At 64.8% G+C, this 13326-nt stretch carries 13 protein-coding genes; 7 read left to right on the top strand and 6 right to left on the bottom strand.

Annotation, left to right across the window (positions count from 1 at the left end; all coding sequences use genetic code 11):
• Window positions 1-3 precede the first annotated feature (3 nt).
• From ACO06X_RS02040 to ACO06X_RS02020, 5 genes are read left to right on the top strand one after another with little or no spacing between them, the layout of a single operon-like run.
• Window positions 4-1134 (top strand): NAD(P) transhydrogenase subunit alpha, encoded by a 1131-nt coding sequence (locus ACO06X_RS02040; RefSeq protein WP_421838351.1) that lies wholly within the window; start codon window positions 4-6, stop codon window positions 1132-1134.
• 11 nt (window positions 1135-1145) lie between these two features.
• Window positions 1146-1430 (top strand): proton-translocating transhydrogenase family protein, encoded by a 285-nt coding sequence (locus ACO06X_RS02035; RefSeq protein ID WP_298170191.1) that lies wholly within the window; start codon window positions 1146-1148, stop codon window positions 1428-1430.
• The gene (locus ACO06X_RS02030; RefSeq protein WP_298170194.1) at window positions 1430-2845 is read left to right on the top strand and encodes an NAD(P)(+) transhydrogenase (Re/Si-specific) subunit beta; all 1416 of its coding nucleotides are present in this window, start codon (window positions 1430-1432) and stop codon (window positions 2843-2845) included. The genes ACO06X_RS02035 and ACO06X_RS02030 overlap by 1 nt, the downstream gene beginning before the upstream one ends.
• Entirely contained in the window at window positions 2845-3171 is a 327-nt protein-coding gene (locus ACO06X_RS02025) for a hypothetical protein (protein ID WP_421838350.1), read from the top strand. The genes ACO06X_RS02030 and ACO06X_RS02025 overlap by 1 nt, the downstream gene beginning before the upstream one ends.
• Before the next feature lie 19 nt (window positions 3172-3190).
• Window positions 3191-4393 (top strand): deoxyguanosinetriphosphate triphosphohydrolase, encoded by a 1203-nt coding sequence (locus tag ACO06X_RS02020; protein WP_421839835.1) that lies wholly within the window; start codon window positions 3191-3193, stop codon window positions 4391-4393.
• Window positions 4394-4399: 6 nt separating this feature from the next.
• Here ACO06X_RS02020 and ACO06X_RS02015 read toward each other — a convergent pair whose 3' ends face one another.
• Complete coding sequence (locus ACO06X_RS02015) at window positions 4400-4498, bottom strand: Entericidin EcnA/B family protein (RefSeq protein ID WP_421839834.1); 99 nt, start codon at window positions 4496-4498, stop codon at window positions 4400-4402.
• A 167-nt stretch (window positions 4499-4665) separates the two neighbouring features.
• Here ACO06X_RS02015 and ACO06X_RS02010 point away from each other — a divergent pair, with 167 nt between their 5' ends.
• Window positions 4666-6222 carry a long-chain-fatty-acid--CoA ligase gene (locus ACO06X_RS02010; RefSeq protein WP_421838349.1) on the top strand — a complete coding sequence of 519 codons (1557 nt, stop codon included), beginning with the start codon at window positions 4666-4668 and terminating at the stop codon, window positions 6220-6222.
• Here ACO06X_RS02010 and ACO06X_RS02005 read toward each other — a convergent pair.
• From ACO06X_RS02005 to ACO06X_RS01985, 5 genes are all read right to left on the bottom strand, one after another.
• A complete protein-coding gene (locus ACO06X_RS02005; protein WP_421838348.1) occupies window positions 6219-7121 on the bottom strand; it encodes a DMT family transporter in 903 nt (300 codons plus the stop codon). The genes ACO06X_RS02010 and ACO06X_RS02005 overlap by 4 nt on opposite strands.
• Window positions 7122-7174: 53 nt before the next feature.
• Window positions 7175-8692 carry a CpaF family protein gene (locus ACO06X_RS02000; RefSeq protein ID WP_421838347.1) on the bottom strand — a complete coding sequence of 506 codons (1518 nt, stop codon included), beginning with the start codon at window positions 8690-8692 and terminating at the stop codon, window positions 7175-7177.
• 154 nt (window positions 8693-8846) lie between these two features.
• Window positions 8847-10403 (bottom strand): hypothetical protein, encoded by a 1557-nt coding sequence (locus tag ACO06X_RS01995; protein ID WP_421838346.1) that lies wholly within the window; start codon window positions 10401-10403, stop codon window positions 8847-8849.
• A gap of 76 nt (window positions 10404-10479) precedes the next feature.
• The gene (locus ACO06X_RS01990) at window positions 10480-11202 is read right to left on the bottom strand and encodes a class I SAM-dependent methyltransferase (RefSeq protein ID WP_421838345.1); all 723 of its coding nucleotides are present in this window, start codon (window positions 11200-11202) and stop codon (window positions 10480-10482) included.
• On the bottom strand, window positions 11195-12250 hold the full coding sequence (locus ACO06X_RS01985; protein WP_421838344.1) for a glycosyltransferase family 2 protein: 1056 nt from the start codon (window positions 12248-12250) through the stop codon (window positions 11195-11197). Before ACO06X_RS01985 ends, ACO06X_RS01990 begins: the two co-directional genes overlap by 8 nt.
• Window positions 12251-12423: 173 nt before the next feature.
• Here ACO06X_RS01985 and ACO06X_RS01980 point away from each other — a divergent pair, with 173 nt between their 5' ends.
• Complete coding sequence (locus tag ACO06X_RS01980) at window positions 12424-13326, top strand: DMT family transporter (RefSeq protein ID WP_421838343.1); 903 nt, start codon at window positions 12424-12426, stop codon at window positions 13324-13326.

The raw sequence follows: 13326 nt of genomic DNA, 5'->3' as shown, positions 1-13326 counted from the left end.
CGCATGGGGGCGACAACAACGATCGCGGTCCTGCGCGAGCGGGCCAGCGGTGAGAACCGGGTGTCGGCGACGCCCGAGACGGTGAAGAAATTCATCGGTCTCGGTGCGGCCGTGCGCGTGGAAACGGGGGCAGGCCTGACCGCCTCGATCAGCGATGAGGCCTATCAGGCCGCTGGCGCCGAGATCGTGGCGAGCGGGGCGGCAGCCGGCGCGGATATCGTGCTGGGCGTGCAGGGGCCGGAAGTCGATCTTCTTGCCGGGGCCAATCCCGGGGCGTGGATTGTCGCCGGGCTCGAGCCCTTCGCCAAGCGCGGGCGCGTCGATGCCTATGCCGCTGCCGGGTACGAGGCGCTGGCGATGGAGTTCATGCCGCGCATCACGCGTGCGCAGTCGATGGACATCCTCTCCTCGCAATCGAACCTTGCCGGTTACAAGGCCGTGATCGTGGCGGCGGATCTTTATGGCCGCGCGTTCCCGATGATGATGACCGCGGCAGGCACCGTTTCGGCAGCCAAGGTCTTCGTCATGGGTGTCGGCGTCGCCGGCCTTCAAGCGATCGCCACCGCGCGCCGCCTTGGCGGGCAGGTTTCCGCCACGGACGTGCGCTCGGCCACCAAGGAGCAGATCCAGTCGCTCGGCGCCAAGCCGATCTTCGTGGAGAACGTGGCCGGGATCGAGGGTGAAGGCGCGGGCGGCTATGCCACCGAGATGAGCCCGGAATACCAGGCGGCACAGGCCGAACTGGTTTCCAGCCATATCGCCAAGCAGGACATCGTGATCACCACCGCGTTGATCCCCGGCCGGCCCGCGCCGCGCCTGATCACCGATGCCCAGATCGCAACGATGAAGCCCGGCTCGGTGATATTCGATCTCGCCGTTTCAGCAGGTGGCAACGTCGAAGGGTCGGTTGCGGACGAAGTGGTCGAAAAGCACGGCGTCAAGATCATCGGCTATTCCAACACCGCAACGCATCTGGCGGCAGACGCTTCGGCGCTGTTTTCGCGTAATCTGTTCAATTTCCTCTCGGCCTTCTGGGACAAGGAGCAGGGCAAGCCTGTGCTCGACGAGGAAATCGGCAATGCCGTGCGCCTGACGCAAGGCGGCAAGGTCGTCAACGAACGACTGCTCGGCTGAGGGGGGCTGACATGGACTTCATTTCAATCTTAAGCGTGTTCGTGATGGCCTGCTTTGTGGGCTATTACGTTGTCTGGTCGGTCACGCCCGCGCTGCACACGCCGCTGATGGCGGTCACCAACGCCATCTCCTCGGTCATCGTCGTCGGCGCGCTGGTTGCCGGCGCGGCTGAGGGATCGGTCGTTTCGAAGTGGCTGGGGCTGCTGGCCGTGGTGCTGGCTTCGGTCAACATCTTCGGCGGCTTTGCTGTCACCGAGCGCATGCTGGCGATGTACAAGAAGAAGGAGAAGAAGTGATGGAGCACATCACCACTCCTCCCTGGGCCATGCTCGCCTATCTGGTTGCTGGCGTCCTGTTCATCATGGCACTGCGCGGGCTTTCGAGCCCCGCCACGTCGCGCGCGGGCAACCGCTACGGCATGATCGGGATGACCATTGCGATGGTCACCACGCTGGCTACGCACGGCCTCGCCAGCCTGCCTGAAATCGCAGGCGCAATTGCCGTCGGTGGCGGCCTCGGCTTCGTCACCGCGCGCAAGATCAAGATGACCGACATGCCGCAGCTCGTGGCGGCGTTCCACAGCCTCGTCGGCATGGCCGCGGTGCTCGTCGGCCTTGCTGCCTACCTCAACCCGATCGCGTTCGGCATTGCCGGACCAGACGGGGTGATCGAGGTGCAGAGCCGGATCGAGATGGGTCTCGGCATCGCCATCGGTGCGATTACGTTCTCGGGCTCGGTCATCGCGTTCCTCAAGCTGAACGGCAACATGAGCGGTTCGCCGATCATGCTGCCCGGTCGTCACGCCATCAATCTGGGCACCCTGCTCGGCATCATTGGCCTCGTCGGCTATTTCACTGTGGACCAGAGCCCGTGGGTGATCGCGGTCATCACCGCGCTCAGCTTCGCCATCGGTTTCCTGCTGATTATCCCGATCGGCGGCGCAGACATGCCGGTGGTCGTCTCGATGCTCAATTCCTATTCGGGCTGGGCCGCGGCGGCGATGGGCTTCACGCTCCACAACACCGCGATGATCATCACCGGCGCGCTGGTGGGCTCGTCGGGCGCGATCCTTTCGTACATCATGTGCAAGGCGATGAACCGCAGCTTCATCTCGGTGATCGCGGGCGGCTTCGGCGCAGCACCGGAAGCGAGCAGCGGCGGCGCGGCCAAGGTGCAGCGTCCGTGGAAGCGCGGCGCGGCTGAAGACGCGGCCTACCTGATGAAGGAAGCCGAAAACGTCATCATCATCCCGGGCTACGGCATGGCGGTGGCGCAGGCCCAGCACGTGCTGCGCGAGATGGGCGATCTGCTCAAGAAGTCCGGCGTCAATGTGAAATACGCCATCCACCCGGTCGCGGGCCGCATGCCTGGCCACATGAACGTGCTGCTCGCCGAAGCGAACGTGCCTTACGATGAAGTCTTCGAGCTCGAGGACATCAACGGCGAGTTCGCGCAGGCGGACGTGGCGTTCATCATCGGCGCCAACGACGTGGTCAATCCGGCGGCGAAGACCGACAAGTCCTCGCCGATCTATGGCATGCCCGTGTTCGACGTGGACAAGGCCAAGACGGTCATGTTCATCAAGCGCTCGATGGGCGGCGTGGGCTATGCCGGCGTCGACAACGACGTGTTCTACATGGACCAGACCATGATGCTCCTTGCCGACGCCAAGAAGATGGTCGAAGACATCAACAAGGCGCTCGCCCACTGATGCGGTGCTGGTCGGGGATCGCAGCCGTGCTGGCAATTGCGCTGGCAGGTTGCACCCCGGCCAAGCTGGCCGAAGGGCGCGTGCGCTCGGCCTTGATGGACGCTGGCCTCTCGCAGCCTAACGCTGCCTGCATGGCGGAGCGGATGACAGACCGCCTCACGCTCGGTCAGTTGCGCAAGCTGCAAGCGCTGCAAAGCCCCAAGCGCTCGATTGCGGACTACGTGATAACCGTCCGCCGCGTGGGCGACCGGCAGCTGGTCGAAGTCACCGTCAGTTCCGCGCTGCTGTGCGCCAGTGGTCTGGCGCCCGAGAGGAAGCCGGGCTAGGGCGCGACATCCGCTCAGCCTGGAGGTCCATCTCAAACATGCAGGTCACATCGTGACGGAGCGCGCACCTTGGGCCTGTGATCCCGAACGCTCGCGCGGCCGCGAGTTCACGCTGGCCGGAGAGACCGTGCGCGGGCCCCGCAGCGTGTTCCAGCGCGACCGGGACCGCATCATTCACTCGATTGCCTTCCGCCGCCTGCGCCACAAGACGCAAGTGTTCATCGCGCCCGATGGCGATCACTACCGCGTGCGCCTCACTCATAGCCTTGAAGTCGCGCAGATCGGCCGCGTGATTGCCCGCGCGCTCGGGCTGGACGAGGATCTCACCGAAGCGCTCTGCCTCGCGCACGATATCGGCCATCCGCCGTTCGGCCATGCAGGCGAGGATGCGCTGGAAGAAGCCATGGCCAAGCACGGCGGCTTCGATCACAACGCAAACACGCTGCGCGTTTTGATGCGCCTGGAAAGCCCCTATCCCCGGCACGATGGCCTCAATCTCACCTGGGAGCTGCTGGAGGGCCTCGCGAAGCACAATGGCCCGGTCTACCAGCCGACCTGGGCGCTCGCCGAACTCGATGCCGCGTTCCCGCTCGATCTTGCGCAACACGCCTCGCTCGAAGCGCAAGTTGCGGCGATTTCCGACGACATCGCCTATGATAACCACGACATCGATGATGGCCTGCGCGCAGGGTTCCTCACGCTCGATACGCTGCTCACGCTGCCGTCACTCGAAGCCCAGTGGCGCGATATCGAGGCCCGCTTCCCCGGCGCCCCGCGCGACCGACTGCTGCGCGAATTGGTGCGCGGGCAGATCGGGCGGATGGTCAATGACGTCATCGGCGAAACGCAGCGCCGCCTTAAGGACAGCGGCGCACAGACTTGCGACGAAGTGCGCGCAGCAGGCCGCACGCTTGCAGGCTTCTCACCCGCGATGGCGGCGGAAGAGCGCACCTTGAAGGCCTTCATGTACAAGTCGCTCTATCTGCATCCCGAGCAGGTTGGCACGGCCGACCGTGCGCGCGCAGTCATCGCGCGCCTCTTTGCGACCTATCGCGCCGCGCCGGAGAACCTCCCCGATAGCTGGCGCGAAGGCCTGCCGGAGATTGAACCTGCGCGCAGCCGCCATATCGCAGACTTCATGGCCGGGATGACCGACAAGTACGCGATGGATTGCTACGCGAGGCTCTTTGGAGAGCGTCCCGAAGGCCTCAGCAACGTCTAGGCCGCATCATTTCTTGTGAATGGCATCCGATCCGGCCTGGCCTACTGACTGTATATCGCCGCCGAGGCCCTTCACCGTCTTGCAGGCTGCCATCCCCAGCACCATGCTGGTGAGCGCGATCGAAAAAATCACCTTGCGTACCATGGGTCTTGTCCCTTTAATCGCGTGGTTAAGTCGCGGGGGCTGCCGCGGTCAGTGCGTCCCTGCCAGTGGCAAGGTGAACGCGGACTGAGCAGGCCAGAAACCAGCGACATCAGGACGAGGGTGACCACATGCGCGAGACAGCAGGTTTCGAGACATTCGACGCGTTCTTCCGGCACTGGGCGGATCAGAGGCCCGATGCGGTGTCACATGAGCAGGATGGCCGCAAGACAACCTATGCGGAAATCGAAGTGTTCTCGCGCCGCTTCGCCGCATTCCTCGCGGCAAGGGGGGTGGTAAAGGGGGACCGGATCGCGTGGATCGGCAAGAACTGCGATCTCTATTTCCAGATGCTGCTGACCTGCGGGCGGATCGGCGTGGTGATGGTGCCGATTGGCTGGCGGCTCGCTCCTGCCGAGATGGCCTATATCCTTGAGGACACGCGCGCGAAGCTGGTGTTTGCGGGTGAGGGGTTCGAAGCGGTGGCACATGAACTCGCCGCCGTTGCACCGCAGAAACCGGGCGTTATCGAAGAAGACGAAGCCCGCGCGGCGATCCCTGTAGCGCCTGCCGATCCGATCGTGGCGGCGGAGCCCGAGGCTGCCTTTCTGCAGCTCTATACCTCGGGCACCACCGGCAAGCCCAAGGGCGCGGTGCTGTGCCAGCGCAATTTCATGGGCCTGCGCGCACCGGCGCTCGATGCCGGGCTGCCCTGGGCCGAATGGGAGGATGATGAGGCGATCCTCGTCTGCATGCCCTGCGCGCATATCGGCGGCACCGGGCTTGGCACGATGGCCTTCTGCGGCGGCGTGCGCGCCATCGTGCAGGCTGAATTCACCGCCGAAGGCGCGCTTGATGCGATCGGGCAGGGGATAACCCGGTTCTTCATAGTACCCGCCGCGCTGCAGATGCTGATCCAGCATCCCAAAGCGACCGAGACCGATTTCACGCGCCTCAAGTACGTGATGTACGGAGCCGCCCCGATCCCCCTCGAACTGCTGCGGCAGGCGGTGACGACAATCCCCAACGCCGCCTTCATGCAGTGCTATGGCATGACCGAGACGACGGGCACGATCGCAGTCCTGCCGCCTTCGGACCACGAACTTTCCGGAAATGCCCGCATGCGCTCCGCGGGCAAGGCCTCGCCAGGCGTCGAGATCCGCATCGTCGATGGCGAGGGCAAGGAGGTTCCCCGCCACACCGTGGGCGAGATCCAGACGCGCTCGAGTGCCAACATGCTGCACTACTGGCAGCTGCCCGAAGCGACCGCGAAGACGCTGACGCCCGATGGCTGGGTCTGCACCGGCGATGCCGCCTACATGGACGAGGACGGCTATGTCTTCATTCAGGACCGCATCAAGGACATGATCATCTCGGGCGGCGAGAACGTCTACCCGGCCGAAGTTGAAAGCGCGATCTATGGCCATCCGCAAGTTGCCGAAGTCGCGGTGATCGGCGTGCCCGATGCGCGCTGGGGCGAGGCGGTGAAGGCCTGCGTCGTCCCGCGCGAGGGCTGCGAGGTCGATGAGGCGAGCGTGATCGCCTGGGCGCGCGAACGTATCGCCGGGTTCAAGGTGCCCAAGTCGGTTGATGTGATCCCCGCGCTTCCGCGAAACCCCTCCGGCAAGATACTGCGTCGAAACCTGCGCGAACCTTATTGGGAAGGCATGGACCGGCAGGTCAACTAGGCGGCCGGGGAGCGCTCCCCGGCGCGGCTTCCGCGGACCTGTTCGCGCCAGGCGATAATCAGCCCCGCCGCGATGATCGCGGGGGCGCCGATCCAGGTCTGCGCCGGGGGCAGGTGCGCAAAGAACAGCCAGCCCCACAGCGTCGCCCAGCCAAACTGCGAATAGTCCATGACGATGACGCTCGAGACGCTGCCATAGCGCAGCGCCGCCGTCATCAGCAGCTGCGCCATGAGCCCTGTCGCACCGATACCGGCAAGCATGGCCCAACCCGCAAGGTCGTGGTGCGGCAAGCCGGTGTGCAGCATGAACAGCGCGAACGGCGGGGTGCAGAAGGCGGAAAACCAGAACACCACACTGACCGGCTCTTCGGTGCGGCCGAGATCGCGCAGCTGGATCGAGATGAGTGCCACCATGAAGGCCGCGCCGATCCCTGTTGCAAGGCCCAGCAGCGGCAGGTGCGCGCGGTCGGGGCCAGCAATGATGACAACGCCGGCGAGCCCGAGGAGCACGGCAGTCCACCGCCAGATGCCCACCTTTTCGCGCAGCAGCACGACTGCCAGCAGCACCGCGAAGATCGGTGCGGTGAAGCCCAGCACAGTCGCCTCCGCCAGCGGCAGGATCTGCACCACGCCGAGCGTGAGGAACATGCCGAGCCCGCCGATCAGCGCGCGCCGCGCGTGAATCCAGGGGCGCTTTGTGGCCAGGCGATCAATCTGTCCTCGCGTCGCGAGCCAGCCAAGCAGCGCAATGCCGGGGAAGAACTGGCGCCAGAACAGGGTTTCGGGCAGCCAGATGCCATGTTCGCCGCTCAGCTTGACCAGCAGCAGCATGACCGAAATTGCCGCCATGGCCATAAGGCGCAGGGCGAGCGCATAGATCGGGCGTTGCGTGGGCGGCATGGCCCCCGCCCATAAGGCAGGGGCTACGCGGATCAAGCGTTTACGATGCCAGGTTAGAGGCAGGCCTCGAGGTAGGCCTGATCGAACCCGAACTGGCGGGCCTTTTCGAGCGTATAGGGACGCAGGCCCGAGGGGCGGAACTCGCCGATGATCTTGCCGTCTTCGTTCTCGTCGAGATACTCGAACTTGAACAGTTCCTGCGTCACGATCACATCGCCTTCCATCCCGATCACTTCGGTGATGTTGGTGGTGCGGCGCGAACCGTCGCGCAGGCGCTTCACCTGCACGATGAGGTCCACCGATTCGGCAATCTGGCGGCTGATGGCTTCCTTGGGGATCTTGATGTCGCCCATCAGGATCATGTTTTCCATACGGCCGAGGCATTCGCGCGGGCTGTTGGCGTGGAGCGTACACATCGAACCATCGTGACCGGTGTTCATCGCGGCGAGGAGGTCGAAGCACTCCGCGCCGCGAATTTCGCCCAGGATGATGCGGTCAGGACGCATACGCAGAGCGTTCTTCACAAGGTCGCCGATGGTTATCGCGCCCTGGCCTTCCAGGTTCGGCGGACGCGTTTCGAGCGGCAGCCAGTGCGGCTGCTGCAGGCGAAGTTCGGCCGCGTCTTCGATCGTGAGCACGCGCTCGCCCGGATCGATCATCTTGGAAAGGGCGTTGAGCATGGTCGTCTTACCCGAACCCGTACCGCCCGAGATGACGACGTTCATGCGGCACGCGCCCGCGATCTTGAGCGCGGTGCACATCTTGTCCGACATCGAACCGAAATCACGCAGCATGTCGAGCGTGATCGGCTTCTCGGAAAACTTACGAATCGAGATCGCGGTACCGCGCAAGCTGAGCGGCGGCACGATCACGTTGACGCGGCTGCCGTCCTTGAGGCGGGCGTCGGCGAGCGGCGTGGTCTGGTCGACGCGGCGGCCGACCTGGTTCACGATGCGCTGGGCGATCTGGAACAGGTGGCTTTCATCGCGGAACCGGATCGGCGCGATGACCAGCTTGCCCTTCTTTTCGATGTAGGTCTGTTCGGGACCATTGACCATGATATCGGAGATTTCAGGGTCGTTGAGCAGTTCTTCCAGCGGACCGAAGCCGAGCAGCTCGTCGATCAGCACCTTTTCCAGCGCGAACTGTTCGCGCCGGTTGAGCGTGACCTTGAGCTCGGCCAGCACTTCCATGATGATCGGGCGGAATTCCTCGGAAAGCTCTTCCTTGGTCAGCGTTGCCGCCGCTTCGGGATCGACGCGTTCGAGCAGGCGCGGGAGCACCTGTTCCTTGATCTTGTGGACCGACGCCTCGAAGCCCTCTGCCTGATAGCCCGGCTCGTTGACCCCGTTGGCGCGGTCAGCAAGCCGCGTCAGCGCGTCGGACTTGTTGTTTGCCCCGGAATCGGCGGCGTCCATGTTCGGAAGCGGCGGGAACTGTTCGCCCCCCATCGGCACCGGAATAGGTGCTGCCGAACCTTCGCCCGATTTCATCGGACGCGCCACGCCGAACGAGGGGCGCATGGCAGTGCTGCCCCCACTGACTCCGGACTTGCGGCCAAATGCGCTCATGCAGATTTCCCTGTTCTCGTAACGGTAGGTTTGCGCCGACAATGGTCAGCACGATCTTCCGATGCGTGGTGAATACCGCCGAAACCTTCAGGATTTCCTAAACTCATCCCGATTTCGCACAGACGCTGCGAAAGCCGAGGGCGGTGGAGGCCCATCATAGCGGCACATACTCCGGAAAACCGGGCCTTGCGGCGTCCGGCCAGGCGATATCCCAGCACTTGGACGGTTCCCGGATCGGCACAATCGCGGGGTGTTCGGGGCGAATCGCACCGATCATCCGGTCATAGGGCGCGATATAGGTGGGGTAACCTGTCGGCACGACGCCGTAGTAGCCGCAGCGCACTTCCGGCGCGCGAGGCAGCAGGATGGCGCGCGCCGTTTCGCCGATTGGCACCGCAAGTCCGATCAGGAACAGGCAGATCGCGATCCGGCGGGCGGCTTTTCCGTCCTTGTCCTGCGCGGCGGGGGAGGACCGAAGCACGCCGGCCATGACAATGGCAATGAAGACGAGCGAGGGAATCGAGACTCGCATCATGAAGTCGATCTTCTCACCGACCCGGCCGAACGGCAGCACCAGCAGCATCGCAACGCTCAGCAGCACGGTGACCCGGTCAAGGTTCCATGATCTGCGCGAGAGCCACACCACGCACAGGAACGGCACGACCTCGACCAGATAGAACAGGACGTAGACTTCCACTGCATAATGCGAGGTCCCGGTCGAGACCCCGCCAAGGCCACTGGCCAGATAGAGCAGCGAGGGCAGGGCGAGCGCGACCGAAACCGCGGGCAGGGCAATCTCGGCGATACCGATGCGCCGGGCCACAAGTTCCGACAAGGACGCCGCGATCACGAACGGCACGATGCCCAGCCCGCCAAGCGGCGACATCAGCGCGAGTGCGGGAACGAGGCACAACAGCGCAGCGAGCGGCAGTTTGCCGGCGCGCCAGCTGAGGTAGAACGCGGCCCCGATCCATCCGGCCAGCGCGTGCTGCGGGACCCAATAGGCCAGCGTCACCACCGCCGTATACTGCATCTCGTCCCACTGCTCGAGATGGACCAGCACGCTGCCGCCATAAAGGCGCTGCCCGATGACATCGAGCCCGCTGGAGCCCAGCACCAGCAACAGGGTTATCCAAGGGCGCCTCATGCCCGAGAAGATAGGTGCAGCAAGCGCGCCGAGGCCGGTCAGCAGCGCGGCATCCTGCACCAGCAGCGCGATCTGCGCCGCCCATGGTCCGGCAAGCTTTCCGACCAGCGCGGGAACCAGATAGATGCCCACCGGGCAGCGCAGCATCGTCAGCCCCCCGGCGGTCTCGTAGACCCATGGCCAGGGGTGGGAGACAAGGTCGTTGAGGACGGCGTAGCGAACCTGCCAATCGGTGTTCGCGTAGACAAAGCTCCCTTCACCGCCAAGGATGAACAGGACAAGCGCGCCAGCAAACAGGAGGCCAATCGTGCGCGGCTGCACCGCAGCGCCCTCGCCCCATCCGCGCAGCCGCCAGAGCGCGGCGCACAGTGCGGCCGAACCGGCCGCTGCTCCACTGACAACAAACGGTGAAAGCCCGAGCAAGGCCAGCAGCAGGACCTGATCGAGCAGCAGGAAGCCGACCAGGCCCAGCGCCAGCGTCCTGCTTTCCAGCAGCACGGTGTGCGAGCGGGTTAGTTCAGCGGGTGCCTCGGCACCGATTGCGGGCAAGGGTGGGTTGAGCATCCCGGACAGGATACGCAGCACCCCTCAAGGTATGGTTAACGCAATCCCGCGAGGCAGAAATGATGGGAACTTGCGCTCAGCTGCCGACGAGGTGGTACTGCGCGCCAAGCGGCAGCCAGCCGAGAAAACGCTCCAGCGGGCGAAGCAGCCCGAGCGCCGGCGGAAAGAACAGGCAGAACTTGCTCGCCGCGCGGACGAAGCCGCCGGCCACCAGCCGCCGCCGCATTTCGCGCGCGCCGATCAGCACGGCATCGCGGTCGAACTCGCAGCGCGCAACGGCAAGGCGGGTGAGGGGGTTTAGCGGGTTGTGCTCGAACAGCACGAGCACCCCGTCGGGCCGCAGCACGCGGCGCAGTTCGGCGAGCAGCGCGACGTGATGTTCAGCCGGAATGTGATGGAACACGCAGGCGATGAAAATGCAGTCGAGGCTCGCATCAGGCAACGGAACCTTGAGCCCATCATAGGCAAGGGTGCGCACGTTGGGGATCGCCTGCGCTTCGACGAGATCGAGGCTGGCGCGCGAGACGTCGAGGGCGATGATCTCGGCCTCCGGAAAGGCCTCGTGCATCGGGGCGAGCGCGTTGCCGATCCCGGCGCCGAAATCCATGATCGTGCGCGGACTGCGGCCCCGTTCGCGCCACAGTTGCTGCACATACTCGATCTTGTAGCTGGCGAAGTAGTCCAGCGCGTCTTCGGAAACGCCGGTCGATTGGGCGTGCTGGGCGCGGTAGTCCTGCGCGACCCTGTCGAACTCGGCGTTGAACTCTGCATCTGCGTGCAGCGGCATGGCTTCACCCATGGACTCGCTCCCTGATGGTGTCGTGAAGCTGGTGGACGGCATTGCCGCGCACGCCGCGCACCCCATGCACTTCGTCGATGACGTAGAGCGGGCGGCGCTTGGCTTCCATGTACATGCGGCCGAGATACTCGCCCATGATGCCGAGAATCATCAGTTGGGTAGAGCCCAGCACGAGGATGACCGCCAGCGTCGAGGTCCAGCCGCTGATCGCATAGCCCATGACCCACGCGCCGAGCACGTAAGCGAGCATGAGCATCGCCCCGATACCAGCGCAGACACCCATCCATGAAGCGATGCGCAAGGGCGCGACCGAGAAGCTGGTGATCGCGTCGATCGCGAAGGAAATCATCTTGTGCAGCGGATACTTGGTCTCGCCCGCAAAGCGCGCATCGCGGTCATAGGGCAGGGCGACCTGCTTGAAACCGACCCAGCTGACCATGCCGCGCACGAACCGGTAACGCTCCGGCATGGCCTGCAGCACATTGAGGACCCGGCGCGTCATCAGCCGGAAATCGCCGGTATCGCGCGGAATATCGACATCGACGAGCCGGTCGAGCACGCGGTAGAACGCCGCGGCGGTCGCGCGCTTGAACGCGGTCTCGCCGTCACGCTTGCGGCGCTGGCCATAGACGACATCGTTGCCGGCGCGGATCAGCTCGAGCATCGGGCCGATCAGTTCGGGCGGGTCTTGCAGATCTGCATCGAGAACGAAGACAAGCTCGCCGGCCGCCTGCGCAAGGCCGGCGGTCAGCGCGAGCTGATGCCCGTGATTGCGCGCCAGATTGACGCAGAGCACGCGCGGATCGGCATCCGAGAGCGCGACCATGCCCGCCCAGGTCGCATCGCGTGAGCCGTCGTTGACGAGGACGATCTCGAAATCCTGCGCGAAGATGGGTTCGATCGCGGCCACCAGCCGGCGGTGCAGTTCCTGAAGCCCCTCGGCTTCGTTGTAGCATGGCACGACGACAGACAGCGCGGGGGCCAGCGCGGAAGAAGGGGCCGACCCGTGCAGCGCGGCTGCGGTATCCCGCCCGGGCTGATCCACCATCAAAATGTCTCCTGCGATGCGCTGAACCATACGCAAAGCTTGGTAAACAAGCCGTAAAGAAGCCTTAACGGGCCTGCGATGCAACCCCATGGCACCGATTGTGGAACAAGACCAGTATCGAGGGTTGCAGCCGGGGCCAAGTCCAGCAATGAGGCTGGGTGACGGAGGGGCCATTGCGCAATCGGACAAGAGACGGACTGCTGCTGGCTCTGGGCGGGTTTGCGCTGCTTTCCACGGGTGATACGCTGGTCAAGTCCATGGCCGGGCTCTGGCCGGGGCCGGCTATTGCGGCGCTGCGCTACATCATCGGCACTATCGGCCTTGGCACGTTCCTGCTCTGGCGAGAGGGTTGGGCGGGTTTCCGCATGGACCATCTGGGCTGGCACGCCGCGCGCGGGTTCGGCGTTGCGTTCTCGGCCACGACATTCTTCACCGCCGTGCAGATCATGCCGATTGCCGAGGCGACCGCGATTTCGTTCACCAGTCCGATGGTGACAGCGCTGCTCGCCGCTGCGCTCATCGGTGAGCCGATGCGGCGCGAGACGTGGATCGCCAGCCTTGTCGCCTTTGCCGGGGTGCTGATCGTGCTCAGGCCCAATTTCGCCGCGATCGGCCCGGCGGCCGTGCTGCCGCTGTTTGCGGCCTGCGGCATGGCGCTCCTGATCATCGGCAACCGCGCGGTGCTCGGGCGCGGCTCGGCGCTCGCCATGCAGGTCAATGTCGCGATCTTTGCTACGCTGTTCCTGCTGGTGTTCACCCTTATGGGACACTTGAGCGGCATCGCCATGCTGCATGTCGGCGCGCCGCCGTGGAGCGTGATCGGCAAAAGCGCGGCCATCGCGGTCACCGGTAGCAGCGCGCATGCCCTGATCTACATGGCAACTTCGCGCGCAGGCGCCGCCACGGTCGCGCCGATGACCTATTTCCAGCTGATCATGGCGGGCTTCTATGGCTGGCTGCTGTTTCGCGAACACCCCGATGCGACCGCGCTGCTTGGCGCTGCGATCATCATCGGCGCGGGCCTTTTTCTCTGGCGCGCAGGCCGCATGACCGACGAGCCGCAAGGCACCGAATAG

Origin of the sequence: Novosphingobium sp. (assembly GCF_965229225.1) — a bacterium.
GTDB lineage: Bacteria > Pseudomonadota > Alphaproteobacteria > Sphingomonadales > Sphingomonadaceae > Novosphingobium.
Note: the sequence above shows the minus strand (reverse complement) of the source record. Positions and strands in the feature narration are given on the sequence as shown.